Raw genomic sequence first — 20,216 nt, 5'->3', positions numbered from 1 at the left:
CAAGAGGTATCAAATAGATTCAGGCACGGATTACGCGGATTACACGGTTCATTAGATAAACTGAAACCGTAAAATAGGCGTAATGCGTGCCTGGATATTTCTTTTGCAAATATCTTGCGTTATTCTTTAATGTCTACCGTTATCGAAGCAGAATGTGAAGCATATTCAGGTGCGTATGCACATTGCATGGTTGCCAGACCTGTTTCGTAAATTCCTGCACGGCTGACACGGTAACTATATTCCAATACATATACTCCTTTTCCTAAATGATCGAAGAAGAAATTGGTCGATGCATCTTTGACGTCTACGTAATAGCCCAGTCCGTTGTTCCAACGATAACCGGAAATGCTGCCGATCGGTTCGAAGCAAGCTCCCCGCTGATCTTTCAACTGCACAAAGTCCATCGAACGGTCTACACGGATGCTCAAACGGGAAACGACTTTATCACCTACCTTAAGAACTGTCTTCGCTGTTATAGGTTGTAATTGAGGGGCGTTATTTACCATACGTTCCACATACAATTGTTTCTCTACATTCAACTCACCACCCTGTTGTTTCACATCATTGATGGGGGATTCAAATTCTGCATACACAGCTCCCCAAGCGATACCCGGATTTCTCTTTTCCACTTCAATCTTACGGGCATCCACCACGCTCTTCTGTGTGAAAGAACGTTTGATATATCCCAATCCGGGAACTGTTGTTTTACTTGGAGCAACCGTTTCCAGCACTTCATTAGCAATTACAATTCGTACATCTCCCTGATTGTCAAGCAAGTTAGCACCTTTCATCAACAACGCAAATACCGCGTCGGCAGTAGCTACCGGAGAGTTCCATTGTTGTGTTTGCTTTTGCTTCAACAGCCAAAGTTTCATTTCTTCCACGGTATCACTGTTACCGCCTATCGCCTCCAATGCTTCCATCACATCTACGTAAGCCTGCATCTGCATTCCGCCCCATGTATACGGATTCTCGTTGAAAGCAAAGAACATTCCCTGTTCATCCGTCTTGGTCAGGAATTCTTTCAGAGAAGCGACAAATTCCTGTGCTTCTTTCTTGCGTCCGGCTTTATCCAGTACAATAGCGGCAATCGCTTTCGTATCCATTGAAGGAGAAGTAAGCAGTTCTCCTACCTTAGAAAGATAATAGGTATAAGCAGCTTTATTGGCCGCAGGCACCTGCTCTCCGGAAATAGCGATGAGATACAAATATTGCAGAATACTGCCCGAAACACCTGTAAACTTCACTCCTTCTTTCTGTGCTTTCAAGATTTCCTTATATTCATCTAAAGCTGATTGATGAAGGTAAGTGAAAGCATTTTGTTGCAAAGAGAGAGCTGTACCTGTTAATTTCTCACCTGTCAACATAGCCAGACGGGCATTCAGTTCGGCGATATAGGCAGTAACATATCGGCTGCCGGTCATTCCTTTATACCACGACCATGCACCGTTTGCGTTCTGCAACTCCTGCAATCGAGTCAAAGCCGCGATATTATTACTACGGATATTGTTCAAGTCAAACAAAGTGGCGATACGTTCTTTCTGTTGCTCTTCCGTTTGCGCTTCGAGCACCCAAGGAGATTCGGACAGAATGATGTTCTTCACTTCCTGATTCTTTTGCAGATTGCTCAAGAAGGTTTCTTTCGTACCTCCCTGCAATTTCCAACTTTCAAACACTGCTTTGATCTTCGGCTGACTGTTCATAATGAACGAAGCCAAGGTATTTGCATAATATGCCGTAGCCCAGGAGATCGCATTATTGCTTGTAGGAAGACTCAAAGAAGGCAATGCCTGAATAGCATACCAGGCCGGATTTCCTGTAAACTCGACAGTCAGTTTACGGTCGGTTGCCGTTTTACTTTGTTGGTTGAACAGACGGGCGAGTGAGAAAGTACGGGTTTCTTCTCCACGTACAGGCATTGGAAGTGTCTCTACCAAATGCTCCTTATTGCTAAGCACCGGAAGCAACTGTTGTTCTCCATCGCTGAAAGTACCGCTGTCGGCTATCATCCGGCATCCCAATATTTCGTATTTATCACTGACGGTAAACTGGAAGCTCACGCCCATCGTCTTTCCGGCAACAAGGCTGAATTTCTGTTTTTGTGTACTGATTACTTTCTCCGTCATCGGATCGAAAAGAATCAGAGTTACTGTTCCGGCTTGCGGCTTACCAGTCATATTAGAGATAGAAGCTGTAAGAGAAGTCTTATCTCCCACACGTACAAAGCGGGGAAGATTAGGAGTCAGCATAAACTCTTTGCTCGTGGTAGCTTCACCGTCCAATGTTCCCATCAGCATCCCTTTCGTATGAGAATATCCACGGAAGTTCCAACGCGTCAGACTTTCGGGCATCGTGAAAGAGAACGAGATTTCCCCCTGTTCATTGGTGCGAAGTTGCGGGTAGAAGAAGGCCGTTTCTGCAAGATTCGTACGCAAGTCGGCAGGAGCTTCGGGAAGTGTTTCGCCGTCAGACGATTCATCCGCTTTTTCTTCCATCGATACTAATTCCGATTGAGACTCCACATTATTCACGGCATCAGCAGCCATAGCCGATTTCATCTTTGGCGCACTAACATCCATCGCCGAAACACTGCCTGTCAACGTCGTCTTTCTTGTTGATCCATATCCTCTCACCATCACTCCGGCCAATTTTCCTTCTAAAGCAATTCCGACACCATACCCTGGCTGCATCACAAAACGATCATACGCCAATCCCGGCACTTTAAGGCTTTTCGTATTCCACCAGTAATTAAATGAATTATTGCCGGAATATCCGCTCATCCAATTAGAATACGGAACAATCTGACTATAGAAGACTTGGAAATTCTGCTGACGGTTCCATATCTTGTCCAATGAAGCATCATACATCGTTGCCAGCATCTCCGCATTAGCGGCTTGTCCTTGCGGCGTTTTAATCGTCAGTTTCCATTCTTCCTTCTGCCCGGGACGCAACTTATCGCGGAATACTTCCCACTTCATAGTCAATGTCTTATCCGGCACACGTCTGGTCAGTCGGGCATGTTCCTGATAAACCTGTCCATCTCGTACCATACAGAAATTCACAAATACACCGTCACCATAACTCTCCTGATATGGATATTCGAAGCGAACAATCGTATCAGACAAGTTCAACGTCTTACTTTCCAGCAGTTTATCACCAGAGAATACATTCATCATCACATAGGCATCCTTTTTCGACGTACCGAAGCAGAATACAGCCGGATGAGTCGCATCAAATTCCATATTCTCTCCATAGAACCAAACCGTCGTTTCTACAGGCGGACGTTTGTCCTCAATGGAGAAAAGAATCGTGTTAGTATCAGCAGTTACTTCCTTGCCCTGATTATCTTTCACCGATGCTTTCAACATATATGGTCCCGAAGGAAGATTCTTCCAATCGAGCGTTATTTCTTCGTTAGAAGTAAAAGTTCCCGTTAAAACCGGTTTCTCTTCCAGTTGTTTGAAATCCTGGTCTTTGGCAGGATATAAATAATAATTTCCTTTCACTTCCACAGGGTGCCCATTCAGGTTCTGCACGTTAAACATCGTGTCGAATGGTTTATCCTTACAAGTCTTATCATGCAATTCTACCTGCAAAACCAACGAACGGTTTCCGGCCGAAATGACATCCGTAGAAGATTGTGTTTCACCCGCCACATTGGTAACAATAGCTTCAATGGAATAGCGATAATATACTTTATCATCATTCTTATAAGAGTCACTTTCCTGCAGGCGGACCGGGATCGTAAATTCTCCGTTCTCATTGGCCGTCACTTCACCGGAAGCAATCTGTACCGATTCCGCAAACCGCCAAAGGCTGTATGTAGAACGCATCACTTTATATTTCACCGGAAGATCCTGAAGCAATACACCGCTATAAGATTCTATCTTGCCTTTCACCTGCACTTCATCTCCCAACTTGTAACTTCCCTGTTGCTTTTCAAAAGTAATGTCAAATGTCGGACGTTTATAATCTTCCACGCGGATACTTGTACGACCTCTTCCTGCCTTCAACGAGAACATTCCGTTCAGGCAAGCTGAAGGCAACGCAAAATCAGTGGCAAACGAACCGAACTCATTGGTACGTACCGACTTCTGCCCCACTTCCTGATTATTCGCATCCAATAAAGTCACCGTATATTCCTTGTTCGGGAGTACATTCGCCGTATCTGATTTTTGAGAATAGGCAATTCCTTTCACATACACCGTTTGTCCGGGACGATACAAAGAACGGTCAGTCAATAAAGTCATATTTTCCGCCACTTTATCTTCGTCACCGTAATATCCGTAACTTCCTGCATAGATACCTTGTTTCGGCATCGCCGTATCCATACCCTTGGAGGCTTTCAAATAGCGGTATTCAGATTTCCAGGGAAATACTACCTTGCCATCTTTGTCCGTCGTAAACTCCTGCAATACTTTTTCATCGTTACTATACATCGTAACTTTCGCATTCGAAATAGGATGTCCCGTCTGTCCGTCCAGCGTCACCACCTGATATTGTTTTTCCGGCAAACGACAAGTCAACACCTTGAAACGTGTTACGTCGAACTTGCTTTCACTGTCTCTCTTTGCACGAATATCCGGTATGATACGCATTATGTAAGCTCCCAGTTCAGGAGCTTTGAACGTAAATACCGTGTCCTGTGTCCGGTAATCTTCCGGGCGAATTACAGAGTAATGTTGTTCTTTTATCAGTTTCTTCGCCTGATAAATCCGGACGGTGAAGCCATCCAGATTCTTATGTGAGGCTCTCAGTTCTATCTCTTCGTTCGGGAAAGCCTGATCTGCTGCATAGACATTCAAATAAGGAGCCAATATCTCTTCCCGAAGATTTTTCAGAGCATTGATTCTGTCATACTCCGGATAAAGACGAATCGCCTCATCGCAAAGCTGCAATGCATTAACCTGCTGTTGCTTTTCAATAGCATAACGGGCTTGTGCCAGGTACACTTCAGCACATATCGGTTCCGAAGCATATTTACTTTTCAATGTATTCAATGCTTTCAGGTAAGTGTCATCCGTCAATATCGAAGCCGCTCCCTTTGCTTGGAGAGGACGGATATATCGTTCCGCTCCCCGTCTCCATTCCATATAGTTAAGTGCGGTCAACACATAACCTTCTTTCAATCCGGCTGCTTTATAAGCAGAAAGCATATTCTCATAAATAGCTATTATATCCTGTTTCACCGGATTTACAGCGTTCGTTTCAGCATACCCGCCACTTAGTTTTTCCACTTGCAACAGAGCATCAATTCCACGGGAAGCTAATAAATGATAGAAATCGTGATGATAATATTCACTCGTTTTCCCCAATTCTACGAAAGGGATATAATCGCGTGAAGAAGTTTTGAGTAGTAATACAGAGTCAGCCAAGGCTTCTTTCACATTTGTCCGCACTTTCTCTACAAACATATTGGCGGTCCACTCGCGTATATCCGCGGAAGGCATCTGGCCTACGATTTCCGTCCGTTGGCGAAGTTGCCACTGATTGTTGGCAGCATAATTTGCATAAATTCCGGCTATCAGAGAGTGCAAAATAGCACGGTCCATTGGTTGGTCGGTTTGTTTCACCCACTGTTCCAGTCCTTTCAGACCGGCATAAAGACTATCAGGATTCAATATTTCCCGGTATTTCATCCGACACGTGTATGCTTTGAGCATCTGCGGAGAGTTTTTCTCTTTTTCCCCTTTTTGATAAATCTCATCAGTCAGTTTGATCACTTTCTTTGGCAAGCTCTTTTTCTCTGCTTGCTCCACTTCTTTCCATAATTTGTCGAAAGTTTGTGCCTGCACCGCGGGAATCACTCCCAACCATAGTAGCACCATCATACAAATCTGCTTTACTTTCATAATCTTTCTAGTTTAAGTACACTATAAGTCTCACTCTATAGATAACAAAGTAAAGAAATAAAGTTTAAAGATTTGTACTTTTTAGCTTAAAAAAAGCTATTATCAAGCTAGCAACCTTATACTGTATCGTATAGACGTTAGCTCATAGTTTCGGCAGAGTCTTCTATTGTAATTCATCTATGAAAATGTTCTTTCTACAATCCATCTTTTTTGAATAGGTCTGAATCCTTGTTTCATAGATGGATCAGACTGATTTATTTCTTATTTCTCCCCTTTTTCCCGGTGAAAGAAGTACAGATTCCGATTGTCCCACATATTGTGGGAAAAGATTCCCTATTGCTTGGGAAAAGATTCCCTCATTTTGTGGGAACAAATTCCCATAATATGAGGGAATACTTTCCCACAATATGTGGGACAATCGGAACTTGTACTTCTTTGGTAATGGTTGACTACTTGTTTCTTTATTCTTGTTACAGATTGACCGGCAAGAACACTATGAGAAATGAAAATCAAAAATACGGTTCTTCGTCAAATTTGGTGGCAAATTCCTTATCTCTTTATTCCCAAGTTAATAATTATCTCTTTTTACTTACTTTCATAAGAAAATATAGGCACTGACTGAATGAGCGGAGAAAAACTTATCACCAGATTTGAAGAAGAACCCCAAAAACAGAGAAGTGCCTGCTGATGCGCAAAAAGCACATATATCAGTATCAATCAACGGATTGAATCAAAAAGGAAATTCGGAGAGAGTGAGGGCAAACGTCTGCCCTCACTCTGCTATCACACTTGCTCTCACAGCGGAAAGCACCATAAATAAAGGGATTGAGAAGAAATATGAGGGCATGAGGGCAAAAATGAAAAAAAACTTCTATGGGAGAGAATTGCAAAAGCTGAATTCAAATGGACTGAAACGATATTACTGTAACGTAAGTCCGAAGGACGGAGTGGTAGGAGAAACGAAGTTCTTCCTATCTTATTGATGACAGGCTTATGTATTTACCTACCACCTCCCCCTACGGGGACTCACCCCCTCCGACTCCTCCGTTATCGGGGGAGAGCAACCTTCCGGAAGGAGGAGAATAGGAATAGTACAAGCTTATGTCGAACTTTCTAAAAAAAGTGGGGATATCGTCTTTAATAACGTATCCCCACTCTAAACCTAGTTAATGTACTCTTTCTCATTTCTCAATTCTGTACCCCCATGAAAGCATTTCATTACGACCTACTTCACTAAGGATTTTTCTAACTAAAGAACTCATTTTCTTTACCATAATCTTTAAAACTTTAAATTACTAATTCCTGAAAACTAAAAAAATAAAACTTACTTGTTTGGCTTAGCATTAATTGTTGAATATCCCCAAACATGTACATCGGCTTCGCCGATCTTTCTAAACAATCTTTTTAAACTTTTCATTTTGTTATCCTCTTAATTACATGTTTTATAACACAAAAATACGGCCTTTGTTTATACATTGATCCAAAAAAAGAGAGAAATTCATGTTTTATAGCACATTTATTGACTTGCATCAATTAATTTATTTGCTATAAGGAAAAACAGCAATATATGTTGCAACCAATATAACAAAAAGGCACGGATGAGATTTCATCCGTGCCTTCGCTATAAATACCTATTATATAATAGGAGAATATTTATATAACAAAGAATACGCTTATTTCAGTGGAGTTTGTTCTAAAGTAGCCACCAGGAAGTCGTAGAACTTCTGCACAGTAGGAATCAACGCTCTTTCGTCCGGTGAGTGCGGTGAGCGCAAAGTCGGGCCAAAAGAAATCATATCCAGCCCCGGAATAATGGCACCAATAATACCACATTCCAAACCTGCATGAATAACCTTCACTGCGGGTTCTACTCCAAACTGTTGCTTATAAGATGATTTCATCGCGTGCAGAATCGGAGAATTCACATCGGGCTGCCAACCGGAATAGCCTCCTGTCATCTCTACTTTCATTCCTGCCATAGAGAAACAAGACTCCAGGCTGGTGGTCAGATATTCCTTCATGCTATCGCTTGAACTGCGAGCCAGAATTTTAACGGCTGCCTTTCCTTCACCAATCGTTATAATAGCAAGGTTGGAAGAAGTCTCTACCGTATCTGGAACAGTAGGAATCATACGTGTCACACCGTTCTGGCAAGCAAAGATGGCATCAATCAGATTGTCCTGAATCTCTTCAGGCACTTGCCCCGCAGGAAGTTCCACACGTTCAGCCGTAAAGCTGATCGGAGTTTCAATAGTCGAATACTCTTCATTGAACAGGTCTTCGCAGTATTTCACCAAGCCCAGCAGTTCTTCTTCATTTTCAGCCGGAATAGTAATAACCGCATGTGCTTCACGTGGGATAGCATTACGCATATTACCACCTTCCCAGCTAGCCAAACGAGCTTCATAACCGGCAACCGCTTCACGAACGAAACGAACCAGCAATTTATTGGCATTGGCACGTCCTTCATTGATTTCCAATCCCGAATGTCCGCCACGCAATCCTTTCAATGTAACTTTCACTGCGATATCTCCTTCATCAGGAGCTACTTCTTTATATTCCAAAGTTGCAGTTACATCCATACCTCCGGCACAGCCAATATACAATTCGCCTTCATCTTCCGAGTCCAGATTTAACAGTATCTCTCCGTTCAGTGTACCCGGCTTCAAGCCGAATGCACCGTACATGCCGGTTTCTTCGTCTTTCGTGATAAGAGCTTCCAAAGGACCGTGTTTCAGGTCTTTTGCTTCCAACACTGCCATAATAGCAGCTACACCCAATCCGTTGTCGGCACCCAAAGTAGTGCCTTTTGCTTTTACCCAGTCACCGTCTATATAAGTTTCAATCGGATCTTTTTCAAAATCGTGTACAGTATCGTTGTTCTTCTGCGGAACCATATCCATGTGCGCCTGGAGAATCACACCTTTCCGGTTTTCCATACCCGGAGTGGCGGGTTTACGGATAATCACATTACCTGCTTCATCTACAAAAGACTCCAGCCCCAGCTCTTTTCCGAAACCTAAAAGAAATGCTGTAATCTTTTCCATGTGTCCTGACGGACGGGGAATCTGTGTCAACGAATAAAAATGCTTCCACACGTTCTGTGGAGCTAAAGAAAGAATGGTACTCATAATAAATATTTTAAAACTATTTTAAATCTGATAATTAAACAGTGCCAAGTTATGGAAAAGTTTTCAGATAGCAAAGAACGTTAACAAAAACATTCATTTCAAAGACAACATTCGCATATCACCCAAGGATTTTCTTTTGGAAAAACATCATTTCCTATGTCTATTAGTAAACGGCAGAGCAGCCAAGCCGTACACACCCAATAAAACAACCAAAAAGGTTTGAATACCGTGTACAATCAGGGCAAATATTCCGGCATCCGTCACGTTTACTCCATAAAGCATCATCATAGAAATGATGGCAAAATGCCAGGGTCCCGCTCCGTTAGGGGTAGGCACAATCACGGCAAACGTGCCGCCAACAAACATGACCAATGCCGCAAGGATACCCAAATGTGCCGTAAAGGCAAAGCTGTAGAATGTAAAATAGAAATGGAGAAAGTAACAAGCCCAAATAGCCAGTGTATAAAAAATAAAGAGAGGTATGTTGCGCACGCCTTTTAAAGACATAATTCCTTCCCATATATTCAATACAAATCCTTTCACCCGTTCGTAGAAGAACAACGTTTTTCTTAAATAATAAAGAAGTATCACCACACCAATAAAACAAAACAGGATGATATAAAACCACACCGAAGTCAAAAGATGGACTAATGAAGGAATTTTCGTCCCGGTTTGCTGAAGGAAAGTGACGAATATCGGTAATTGGAGCAATACAGTGACGCCTGTGATGAGGAGAATAGTCAACGTATCGACCAGCCGCTCCGTAACAACTGTTCCCAACGACTTGGCAAACGAGACATGATCATATTTAGCCAATACCCCGCAACGGCTCACTTCCCCGATCCGGGGAACCACCAGACTGGCAGCGTAGGAAATGAAGATAGCATTCACACAATCGCTTCTCTTCGGAAAAGCGTCCAGCGGCTCCAACGTCTGCCGCCACCGCCAGCCACGAAAGACTTGTGCAAGCACTCCGAACAACAACGAGAAGAGCATCCACCACCAATTGGTACCGTGTAATAATACATCGCCCGCTTTTGTAAAATCAAAGTCGCGATATACCCAGAATAAGATAAAGCCGCCTAAAACAATCGGTAATATCAGTTGCAACGCCTTTTTTAATAGTTTCTTCATCCTTAATTCTTCATTAGCTTCGCCGACACATCATTCATTTTTTAATAAATAGTGGTACGTTCTTCATTTAAAAGAGTTACCTTTGTCAGCTGCAAAAGTAATTATTTAGTTGGTAAATGAAATTAGTAAAGCCTAAAAAGTTTCTCGGACAACACTTTCTGAAAGATCTGAAAGTTGCGCAAGATATTGCCGATACCGTCGACACCTTCCCCGAACTGCCTATTTTGGAGGTAGGACCGGGCATGGGAGTATTGACTCAATTTTTGGTAAAGAAAGACCGGTTGGTAAAGGTCGTAGAAGTTGACTATGAGTCGGTTGCTTATCTTCGTGAGGCCTATCCGTCATTGGAAGACCACATCATCGAGGATGACTTCTTGAAAATGAATCTTCACCGGTTGTTCGACGGGAATCCTTTCGTACTGACTGGTAATTACCCGTATAATATTTCCAGCCAAATCTTTTTCAAGATGCTGGACAATAAAGATATCATCCCCTGTTGCACGGGAATGATTCAAAAAGAGGTAGCCGAACGTATTGCAGCCGGACCGGGCAGCAAGACATACGGTATCCTTAGCGTATTGATACAGGCATGGTATAAAGTGGAATACTTGTTCACTGTCAGCGAACATGTGTTCAATCCGCCTCCCAAAGTGAAAAGCGCTGTTATCCGCATGACACGCAACGAAACCAAGGAGCTGGGATGCGACGAAAAACTATTCAAGCAAGTAGTGAAAACGACCTTCAACCAGCGACGGAAAACATTGCGCAACTCCATCAAACCTATTTTAGGCAAAGATTGTCCACTCACGGAGGACATATTATTCAATAAACGCCCGGAACAACTATCGGTAGCAGAATTTATTGATCTGACCAACAAAGTGGAAGAAGCGCTAAAGACAGCCGGCAACGCCCAATAATCAGCGGGCAACAGTGAGCAGAGAACTGGATTTTGTAATTTGTAATTCGTAATTTGTAATTGACAACGATGAACGAGGAATACATTGACAACGTTAAACACCTTATTGAGCAAAAAGACGCCGACAAGGTAAAAGGTCTTCTCATCGACCTCCATCCGGCCGACATCGCCGAATTGTGTAATGACCTGAATCCGGAAGAAGCAAAATTCGTCTATCGCCTGCTAGATAACGAAATTGCCGCCGACGTGCTTGTCGAAATGGACGAAGACGCTCGTAAAGAGTTGCTCGAAATGCTTCCTTCGGAAACAATCGCCAAACGCTTCGTCGACTACATGGATACGGATGATGCCGTAGACCTGATGCGTGAGCTCGATGAAGACAAGCAAGAAGAGATCCTTTCGCACATCGAGGATATTGAACAGGCAGGAGACATCGTCGACCTGTTGAAATACGACGAAAATACCGCCGGTGGTTTGATGGGTACGGAAATGGTACTCGTCAACGAGAACTGGAGTATGCCCGAATGTCTGAAAGAAATGCGGCAACAGGCGGAAGAGCTGGACGAAATCTATTACGTATATGTCATCGACGACGACGAACGTCTGCGAGGTATCTTCCCGCTCAAAAAGATGATTACTTCCCCTTCTGTATCGAAAGTGAAACACGTGATGCAGAAAGATCCGATTTCGGTGCATGTAGATACTCCCATTGACGAAGTAGTACAGGCGATTGAGAAGTATGACTTGGTAGCTATCCCCGTCGTCGACAGTATCGGGCGACTTGTGGGACAAATCACCGTCGACGACGTCATGGATGAAGTTCGTGAACAGTCGGAACGTGACTATCAGTTGGCATCCGGTCTTTCGCAGGACGTGGAAACAGACGATAATGTATTGAGGCAGACCACTGCCCGTCTCCCCTGGTTATTAATCGGTATGATCGGCGGAATCGGCAACTCTATGATATTGGGCAATTTCGACGCCACCTTCGCCACTCATCCCGAAATGGCGCTATACATCCCGCTGATCGGCGGTACGGGAGGAAATGTCGGAACACAATCTTCAGCAATCGTTGTGCAGGGTTTGGCAAACAGCTCGCTGGATGCTAAAAATACATTCAGGCAAATAGCAAAAGAGTCCATAGTCGCTTTAATTAATGCCACTATTATCTCCTTATTAGTATATACCTACAACTTTATCCGGTTCGGCGCAACGGCTACGGTCACCTATTCCGTATCCATCAGCCTGTTTGCCGTGGTAATGTTCGCTTCTATTTTCGGAACACTGGTACCGATGACACTGGAGAAGTTCAAAATCGATCCAGCCATTGCAACAGGTCCGTTTATATCCATTACAAATGACATCATTGGAATGATGTTGTACATGGGAATAACCGTTTTATTGTCATAAAAACACGATAAACAAAAAAAAATAAGCAAAACAGTATGAAGTAATTGTTTTATTTCATTAATTTGTGACCCAAAACTAATATACAATGATGGACGCTCATGACACTAATCAACCCTTGAACCAAGGGGAATTAGAAGAAGAAAAAAAAACAGTTGAGGTTTCTGAAGCTATTACAGAGACTCCGACTGAAGATGTTACTGCCGAAATTCAACCTGAAGCAGCCTCTAAGCCTGCCACTAAGGAAGATGTGCTAAACCTCCTCAAAGAGCTTGCTCAAGACGCTGAAAATGCGAACAAGCAGGAAATTGACAATCTGAAACAATCATTCTACAAGTTACATAATGCCGAGTTGGAAGCTGCTAAGGTACAGTTTACAGACAACGGTGGAAACATGGAAGATTTTGTTGCCGAAGAGGACCCCACAGAACAAGAATTCAAACGCCTGATGGGGATTATCAAGGAAAAACGCAGCAAACAGGCTGCCGAACTGGAACGCCAAAAGGAAGAAAACCTGCAAGTGAAACTTTCCATTATTGAAGAACTGAAAGAATTGGTGGAATCCGGAGATGACGCCAACAAATCTTATACAGAGTTCAAGAAGCTGCAACAGCAATGGAATGATACGAAACTGGTGCCGCAAGGTAAAGTGAATGAACTTTGGAAAAACTATCAATTATACGTAGAGAAGTTCTACGATTTATTGAAACTGAACAACGAATTCCGCGAATATGACTTCAAAAAGAATCTGGAAATCAAAACGCACCTCTGCGAAGCTGCCGAAAAGTTGGCTGACGAGGAAGATGTTGTTTCCGCTTTCCACCAACTTCAGAAGTTGCACCAGGAGTTCCGCGACACAGGTCCGGTAGCCAAAGAACTGCGTGATGAAATCTGGAACCGGTTCAAAGTAGCTTCTACCGCTGTCAACCGCCGCCATCAGCAACACTTCGAATCATTGAAAGAAGCCGAACAGCATAATTTAGATCAAAAAACCGTCATCTGCGAAATCGTAGAAGCGATTGAGTATGATGAACTGAAAACATTCTCTGCCTGGGAAAACAAAACCCAGGAAGTGATCGCCCTGCAAAACAAATGGAAAACCATCGGTTTTGCTCCCCAAAAGATGAATGTGAAGATCTTCGAGCGCTTCCGCCATGCCTGCGATGATTTCTTCAAGAAGAAAGGAGAATTCTTCAAGCGCCTGAAAGAAGGAATGAACGAGAATCTGGACAAGAAGAAAGCACTTTGCGAAAAAGCGGAAGCTTTGAAAGATAGTACAGACTGGAAAGCAACCACCGATGCACTGACCAAACTTCAAAAAGAATGGAAGACCATCGGACCGGTTGCCAAGAAACACTCGGATGCTATCTGGAAACGGTTCATCACAGCTTGCGACTACTTCTTCGAACAAAAGAACAAAGCTACTTCTTCACAACGCTCCGTAGAAACAGAGAATATGGAAAAGAAGAAAGCGTTGATTGAAAAGCTGTCTGCCATTGACGAAAACATGGATATCGAAGAAGCAAATGACTTGGTTCGGGATTTAATGAAAGAGTGGAACGCTATCGGTCATGTGCCGTTCAAAGAAAAAGATAAGTTGTACAACCAGTATCACGGAATCATCGATCAGCTATTCGACCGCTTCAACATCGATGCTTCCAACAAGAAGTTAAGCAACTTCCGCTCGAATATCAGCAATATCCAAGGAAGCGGCACACAATCGCTGTACAAAGAACGCGAAAAACTGGTACGTACTTATGAGAATATGAAGAATGAGCTTCAGACTTATGAGAACAATCTGGGCTTCCTGACCTCTACTTCTAAGAAAGGCAGCAGCTTGTTGACTGAATTGAACCGCAAGGTGGATAAGTTGAAAGCAGACCTGGAACTGGCATTACAAAAGATCAAAGTTATCGACGAATCAATAAAAGCAGAAGAATAAGAATTCTGCTCGATTTAGAAACATTAAAAACAGGTTTTATACTCACTTGAGCTATAAAACCTGTTTTTCTTTTCCACTAAACAAAACGACAGGCAGTTTAAGATTGCTCCAACTTAAGGATTTATTCGGATCAGTCTAAAAAATCGGGGACAGTTTGGAAGTCTGGGCAATGTGCTTCAAGACGGTCTATATCACAATAATTTATTCATGTCTGCACGGAAATGAACTGTTTCAGCCTATTCAAACAAGGGTATATTCCGGAGCAGTCTGAAACCCCTGCGGGTATAGCCCGAATTCACACTGTCAGTTTGCATCATCCAAACAGCATTGCTTCATAGTTTTGCATGGTATTTGTGCTGGTTCTGAAACATCCGTACCCAAGATTCTCCATTCGGCGGTTCACTCCGGACGCTTAATCTTGGTTAACAAACTGATAAAAAAATGAAAAAACAAGCTCCTTCCGGAGCCTTCCCGAAGATTCTGATTTTTTGTCTTTTCCTTGCTTTTCCGCTGCTTTTTCGTCACTTCTCCGTATCACCTTCGTATCACCTTCGTTTCACCTTCGTTCCCTCTTCGTTCTAAAATTGAATAAATATTTACTTAATATCCGTGAAGAAACGAAAATGAATGCTTCATAAAGCGAGGATAAAGCGGAATTTGATACTTAATCATTAAATAATGTAAATCAATAGATAGCTTGTTGCGTTTTTCAAAATGCGGACAAACTCTCTTTTATTGCGTTTGCATCCGTTAACAGAACGGGGCGCCTGTCGGAAAACTTTCTCCCGCCGGTGATTGTTGACTGCATTGAAGCATAATTACAGCGCGGTTGAGCCCATTTAACCAAGAACGGCATCGGATGGAAACAAACAGGTCAGTCTGAAAACCCTGCGGGTATGTTAGAAAACCCTGCGGATATGTTATGCTAATTCAAGTCTCGCGCAAGCGCTCTGCATAGCTTCTCCTCCTTCTAGAAGGTTGCCCTACACCGATAACGGGGGAGTCGGTAAATTTCTACTGCCCCCATTTTTTTCGGATGGTATTTGTCAAAGCACAAAAAACCCGCTAAAATTGCATTTTTAGCGGGTTTTTGTCAGTAAAAAGCTGATATTTTGTTGGGCTACCTGGATTCGAACCAGGAATGACAGGACCAGAATCTGTAGTGTTACCATTACACCATAGCCCAATGATTTTCGTTTGCGGGTGCAAAGATACAAATATTTTGGGAATTCAAAACAAATTCGATGTTTTTTTTGCAAAAATGTCCAAATAAGCTTTCCAAACAAAAGTATCTCCACTAAAAAACACAAAAATTGAGGGATAACTTTCTTGTATCCAATAAATCAACGTATATTTGTCAAAAATATCACGTTTATTATCAGAAACAAAGGGTCACCTTTTTTTGTTATAGACAAATAAAGAACATGAATTATTAATCCCAATTACAGGAATGAACGATACTAAAGTATTAATTGAAAAAATAAAAGAAGGAATTCAAGAGAAAAAAGGTAAAAAGATAGTCGTTGCCGATTTAACCAGCATAGAAGATACCATCTGTAAATATTTCGTTATCTGTCAGGGAAATTCTCCCAGTCAAGTGAATGCAATAGTAGATTCGATCAAGGAATTTACACGCAAAGGAGCGGACAGCAAACCATCGGCTATTGACGGACTACGGAATGCAGAATGGGTAGCTATGGACTATTCTGATGTATTAGTGCATGTTTTTTTGCCGGAAACAAGAGATTTTTACAACCTTGAGCATCTTTGGGCAGATGCCAAACTTACTCTAATCCCCGATTTAGACTAATTAATGATTATGGACAATAATAATAGCAATAATAACAATAATAGCAATAAACCTAACAATAAGGTTAATATGCCGAAGTTCAACCTGAACTGGATGTATATGATTATTGCCCTTATGCTTCTCGGCCTCTGGTGGGGCAGTGATTCAAAGGGAATTGGAAACCAAACGGTGACTTACAGCGAGTTTCAGGATTACGTAAGAAAGGGTTATATCAGCAAAGTATTGGGTTATGAAGACAAGTCTATCGAAGCTTTCCTCAAACCGACTGCCATAGGGGCTGTTTTTGGAGCAGACTCTACCAAAGTAGGACGCAATCCTGTCATTACAAGTAGAACACCATCCACCGATAAGCTGGAAGAATTTTTGCAGGCAGAAAAGGAAGCCGGTCATTTTGACGGTTCATCTGACTATCCGCCCAAATCGGATATTTTCCCTTCAATTCTGATTCAGATACTCCCGCTTGTCTTGCTGGTCGCATTATGGATATTCTTTATGCGCCGTATGAGTGGAGGCGGTAGTGGTGGTCCCGGTGGTGTATTTAATGTAGGAAAATCCAAAGCCCAGCTTTTTGAAAAAGGCGGAGCCATCAAGGTTACATTTAAGGATGTAGCAGGTCTGGCAGAAGCCAAACAAGAAGTGGAAGAAATTGTAGAGTTCTTGAAAGAACCGCAGAAATATACGGATCTGGGAGGTAAGATACCCAAGGGAGCACTGCTGGTAGGCCCTCCGGGAACCGGTAAGACATTGCTTGCCAAAGCGGTGGCCGGCGAAGCGAATGTGCCTTTCTTCTCATTGGCTGGTTCCGACTTCGTGGAAATGTTCGTGGGTGTAGGTGCCTCCCGTGTCCGCGACTTGTTCAAGCAGGCAAAGGAAAAGGCTCCCTGCATCGTCTTTATTGATGAGATTGATGCCGTAGGACGTGCTCGCGGCAAAAACCCTGCAATGGGAGGAAATGATGAACGCGAAAACACATTGAATCAGTTGCTGACAGAAATGGACGGTTTCGGTTCCAACAGCGGTGTAATTATCCTTGCTGCTACCAACCGTGTAGATGTACTCGACAAGGCACTGCTCCGCGCAGGACGTTTTGACCGTCAGATACACGTGGACCTGCCCGACCTGAACGAACGTAAAGAAGTGTTTGGAGTACATTTGCGCCCGATTAAAATAGACGATAGCGTAGACGTAGACTTGCTGGCACGCCAGACTCCGGGATTCTCGGGTGCGGATATTGCCAATGTCTGCAACGAGGCTGCACTGATCGCTGCCCGCCACGGAAAGAAATTCGTAAGCAAACAGGACTTCCTGGATGCGGTAGACCGTATCATCGGTGGTTTGGAAAAGAAAACCAAAATTACAACGGAAGCTGAAAGACGCTCCATCGCTTTGCATGAAGCAGGACACGCCTCTATCTCCTGGCTGTTGGAATATGCCAACCCATTGATTAAGGTTACGATCGTTCCTCGCGGACGTGCATTGGGAGCTGCCTGGTATCTGCCGGAAGAACGTCAAATCACTACCAAAGAGCAGATGCTGGACGAAATGTGTGCCACTTTAGGAGGACGCGCCGCTGAAGATTTATTCCTCGGCCGTATCTCAACAGGCGCCATGAACGACTTGGAAAGGGTGACTAAGCAAGCATACGGCATGATTGCTTATTTAGGTATGAGCGACAAACTGCCGAACTTATGCTATTACAATAACGAAGAATATTCTTTCAACCGCCCATACAGCGAAAAAACCGCCGAATTGATTGACGAAGAAGTCAAGAGAATGGTGAACGAGCAGTACGAACGCGCTAAGAGAATTCTGTCAGAGAATAAAGAAGGACATAATGAACTGACGCAATTACTGATTGACAAAGAAGTAATCTTCGCAGAAGACGTTGAACGTATCTTCGGTAAACGCCCCTGGGCTTCCCGCTCAGAAGAAATCATGGCCGCTAAAGAAAGCCAGGATGCCGCTAAAGCTGAACAAGAACTTGCTCAGAGGTTGAAAGAAGAAGAAAAAGAAATCAAAGAAGAGGAAGCTGAAAATACCGTAAAGGAAAAACAAGCACCCATAGAGACCAAAGCTACCGCAAAAGGTAAAAAAGATTACTATGGAAGGCAAAATTTGCGTAGAAGGTAAGTCTGATGGAGAAGAACAAACTAACGGGTCCAACTAATTAAAACGAATAGATTTTGATTAACAATTTCATAAAACGAGCTATTACAGGTGCACTCTTCGTTGCCATCTTGGTGGGGTGCATCCTTTACGACGCATTCAGCTTTGGAATTCTATTCACTGCTATCAGCTCACTGACCATTTATGAGTTTGGGCAGCTGGTGAATATGCGTGCAGAAGGAGTGAAAATAAACAAGACCATTAATATGCTCGGTGGAGCTTACTTGTTCCTTGCAGTCATGGGATTCTGCATTGATGCGGCCGATTCGAAAATATTCATCCCGTATGTGCTTTTATTGCTTTACATGATGATTAGCGAGTTGTATCTGAAAAAAGAAAACCCGGTACTTAACTGGGCCTATTCTATGCTTAGCCAACTTTATATCGGTCTGCCTTTTGCTTTGCTGAATGTATTGGCTTTTCATAACGATCCGGAATACAGCAGTGTAAGTTACAATCCTATCCTACCGCTATCCATCTTTATTTTCCTTTGGTTGAATGACACAGGAGCCTATTGCATCGGTTCATTAATCGGTAAGCACCGGTTGTTCGAACGCATTTCTCCCAAGAAATCATGGGAAGGTTTTATCGGCGGCGGAGTGGTAGCAATCGGAGTATCTTTTATACTCGCTCATTACTTCCCATTTATGTCAATAATTGAATGGGCAGGACTGGCACTGGTGGTTGTTATATTCGGTACATGGGGCGACTTGACGGAGTCGTTATTGAAACGCCAGTTGCACGTTAAAGATTCGGGAACTATTCTTCCGGGACACGGTGGAATGCTCGACCGTTTTGACAGCTCTCTGATGGCTATACCGGCAGCAGTCGTTTATCTATATGCATTAACATGGTTCTAACGGAGGATTCTTTCTCAATCTATTAGAGCTACAATAAATAAGGCTACAACAAAATCAAAAGAGGCTGTCTAACTTTTCAGACAGCCTCTTTTGTTCACACACAGTATATCATAGTTAAGTTATCGGATCGAAGAAGTGGAATGAGCATCCTTCGCTGCTTCCGGTACACCAACCGGGTGATCCAGATCAAGCACAATCACTCTTCCTTCTCCATGTTCTCTTGAATTTATTGTCACCTTAAAACCTTTGGGTGCTACCCAGGAATCTTTCGGTGTAGGGAAGAATTTTTCCAGATTATAAGAAACTCGTCCCCATCCCCAATAGTCAGTCACATCCTCATACGTATTATAACGCAGCTCCAAATGTATGTAACCATCTTTATCCATATTGAATGTTCCCGGTTCTGAAGGTTCACCTGACTCTCCCAGCTCCATCTTATTTTGCACAAGACTAATACGATGCTTCTCCGAACGAGGCAGCTCTTGGCGGAAAATTATGTTCAGAAACTTTCCTCCCAACCACATATCACCCTGATAAATCAGAATAGGATCATTTCCGAATTCTTCCGCTTCTTCCTCTGTCGACATATCTTCCACTGGTTTTGTCAACAGTTCCTGTATCCCTTCCATCTTCACCTGCACTCCTTTTCCTCCTTCCATGTCATACAAAGGATTAAAAAAAGCCACAACACGTTCACCGTCCACTGGTTTAAACCAAGGGATAGAAGTAGCAACCGGATCAATCACACCCCAATTATCACCTTCCAAATAATACCCTCCTCCACCGGTTGCACGAACAGTCGCCCAGTCCCAGCTGAAATCTCCAATAGAATAGCCATCATCATCACATGATTGTAACATTGGCACTAATGCCAATAATAAGATTCCTAAAAGCCACTTAATTTTTTTCATATCTTTTTCCTTTCTTTGATTTTAGTCTTCCGCTCTATAAATAAAAAAGCCGTGCATTTACTGCATCGGCTTTACGTTTATTCAGAA

The 20,216-nt window shown here is 42.9% G+C and carries 10 protein-coding genes, 1 tRNA gene and 1 pseudogene; 7 read left to right on the top strand and 5 right to left on the bottom strand.

Annotated features, from left to right (window positions below):
* Positions 1-119 precede the first annotated feature (119 nt).
* Positions 120-5,852 (bottom strand): alpha-2-macroglobulin family protein, encoded by a 5,733-nt coding sequence (locus tag A4V03_RS01990; protein ID WP_065537754.1) that lies wholly within the window; start codon positions 5,850-5,852, stop codon positions 120-122.
* Between the two features lie 650 nt (positions 5,853-6,502).
* On the opposite strand from A4V03_RS01990, the gene A4V03_RS01985 reads away from it, so the two are divergent.
* On the top strand, positions 6,503-6,835 hold the full coding sequence (locus A4V03_RS01985; RefSeq protein WP_065537753.1) for a hypothetical protein: 333 nt from the start codon (positions 6,503-6,505) through the stop codon (positions 6,833-6,835).
* Between the two features lie 690 nt (positions 6,836-7,525).
* On the opposite strand, the gene A4V03_RS01980 is transcribed toward A4V03_RS01985, so the two are convergent.
* Together A4V03_RS01980 and A4V03_RS01975 are read right to left on the bottom strand one after the other, a co-directional pair.
* Complete coding sequence (locus A4V03_RS01980; protein ID WP_065537752.1) at positions 7,526-8,983, bottom strand: aminoacyl-histidine dipeptidase; 1,458 nt, start codon at positions 8,981-8,983, stop codon at positions 7,526-7,528.
* Between the two features lie 147 nt (positions 8,984-9,130).
* A complete protein-coding gene (locus A4V03_RS01975) occupies positions 9,131-10,117 on the bottom strand; it encodes a lysylphosphatidylglycerol synthase transmembrane domain-containing protein (RefSeq protein ID WP_065537751.1) in 987 nt (328 codons plus the stop codon).
* A gap of 116 nt (positions 10,118-10,233) precedes the next feature.
* On the opposite strand from A4V03_RS01975, the gene rsmA reads away from it, so the two are divergent.
* The 3 genes from rsmA to A4V03_RS01960 all read left to right on the top strand — a co-directional run bounded on the left by rsmA (position 10,234) and on the right by A4V03_RS01960 (position 14,382).
* Entirely contained in the window at positions 10,234-11,034 is an 801-nt protein-coding gene (gene rsmA / locus A4V03_RS01970) for a 16S rRNA (adenine(1518)-N(6)/adenine(1519)-N(6))-dimethyltransferase RsmA (protein WP_065537750.1), read from the top strand.
* A 68-nt stretch (positions 11,035-11,102) separates the two neighbouring features.
* Positions 11,103-12,443, top strand: a complete 1,341-nt coding sequence (mgtE, locus tag A4V03_RS01965; protein ID WP_065537749.1) for a magnesium transporter — start codon at positions 11,103-11,105, stop codon at positions 12,441-12,443.
* An 85-nt stretch (positions 12,444-12,528) separates the two neighbouring features.
* Positions 12,529-14,382, top strand: a complete 1,854-nt coding sequence (locus tag A4V03_RS01960) for a DUF349 domain-containing protein (RefSeq protein ID WP_065537748.1) — start codon at positions 12,529-12,531, stop codon at positions 14,380-14,382.
* 1,115 nt (positions 14,383-15,497) lie between these two features.
* Here the strand turns inward: A4V03_RS01960 and A4V03_RS01955 are convergent.
* Positions 15,498-15,568, bottom strand: a tRNA-Gln gene (locus tag A4V03_RS01955).
* 264 nt (positions 15,569-15,832) lie between these two features.
* Here A4V03_RS01955 and rsfS point away from each other — a divergent pair.
* The 3 genes and pseudogenes from rsfS (at position 15,833) to A4V03_RS01940 (ending at position 19,218) form a co-directional block, all read left to right on the top strand.
* The gene (gene rsfS / locus A4V03_RS01950; protein ID WP_065537747.1) at positions 15,833-16,192 is read left to right on the top strand and encodes a ribosome silencing factor; all 360 of its coding nucleotides are present in this window, start codon (positions 15,833-15,835) and stop codon (positions 16,190-16,192) included.
* Positions 16,193-16,201: 9 nt separating this feature from the next.
* Positions 16,202-18,359, top strand: a pseudogene (gene ftsH / locus A4V03_RS01945) (ATP-dependent zinc metalloprotease FtsH).
* 16 nt (positions 18,360-18,375) lie between these two features.
* Positions 18,376-19,218 (top strand): phosphatidate cytidylyltransferase, encoded by an 843-nt coding sequence (locus A4V03_RS01940; protein WP_065537746.1) that lies wholly within the window; start codon positions 18,376-18,378, stop codon positions 19,216-19,218.
* A gap of 119 nt (positions 19,219-19,337) precedes the next feature.
* Here A4V03_RS01940 and A4V03_RS01935 read toward each other — a convergent pair whose 3' ends face one another.
* The gene (locus A4V03_RS01935; protein ID WP_065537745.1) at positions 19,338-20,129 is read right to left on the bottom strand and encodes a NigD1/NigD2 family lipoprotein; all 792 of its coding nucleotides are present in this window, start codon (positions 20,127-20,129) and stop codon (positions 19,338-19,340) included.
* Positions 20,130-20,216 lie beyond the last annotated feature (87 nt).

It is taken from the genome of Bacteroides caecimuris (genome assembly GCF_001688725.2).
Lineage (GTDB): Bacteria > Bacteroidota > Bacteroidia > Bacteroidales > Bacteroidaceae > Bacteroides > Bacteroides caecimuris.
Note: the sequence above shows the minus strand (reverse complement) of the source record. Positions and strands in the feature narration are given on the sequence as shown.

Excerpts from the sequence above, each read along its gene's own strand:
- A4V03_RS01990 (WP_065537754.1), bottom strand. The coding sequence starts at position 5,852 with ATGAAAGTAAAGCAGATTTGTATGATGGTGCTACTATGGTTGGGAGTG.
- A4V03_RS01980 (WP_065537752.1), bottom strand. The coding sequence starts at position 8,983 with ATGAGTACCATTCTTTCTTTAGCTCCACAGAACGTGTGGAAGCATTTT.
- A4V03_RS01975 (WP_065537751.1), bottom strand. The coding sequence starts at position 10,117 with ATGAAGAAACTATTAAAAAAGGCGTTGCAACTGATATTACCGATTGTT.
- rsmA (WP_065537750.1), top strand. The coding sequence starts at position 10,234 with ATGAAATTAGTAAAGCCTAAAAAGTTTCTCGGACAACACTTTCTGAAA.
- mgtE (WP_065537749.1), top strand. The coding sequence starts at position 11,103 with ATGAACGAGGAATACATTGACAACGTTAAACACCTTATTGAGCAAAAA.
- A4V03_RS01960 (WP_065537748.1), top strand. The coding sequence starts at position 12,529 with ATGATGGACGCTCATGACACTAATCAACCCTTGAACCAAGGGGAATTA.
- rsfS (WP_065537747.1), top strand. The coding sequence starts at position 15,833 with ATGAACGATACTAAAGTATTAATTGAAAAAATAAAAGAAGGAATTCAA.
- A4V03_RS01935 (WP_065537745.1), bottom strand. The coding sequence starts at position 20,129 with ATGAAAAAAATTAAGTGGCTTTTAGGAATCTTATTATTGGCATTAGTG.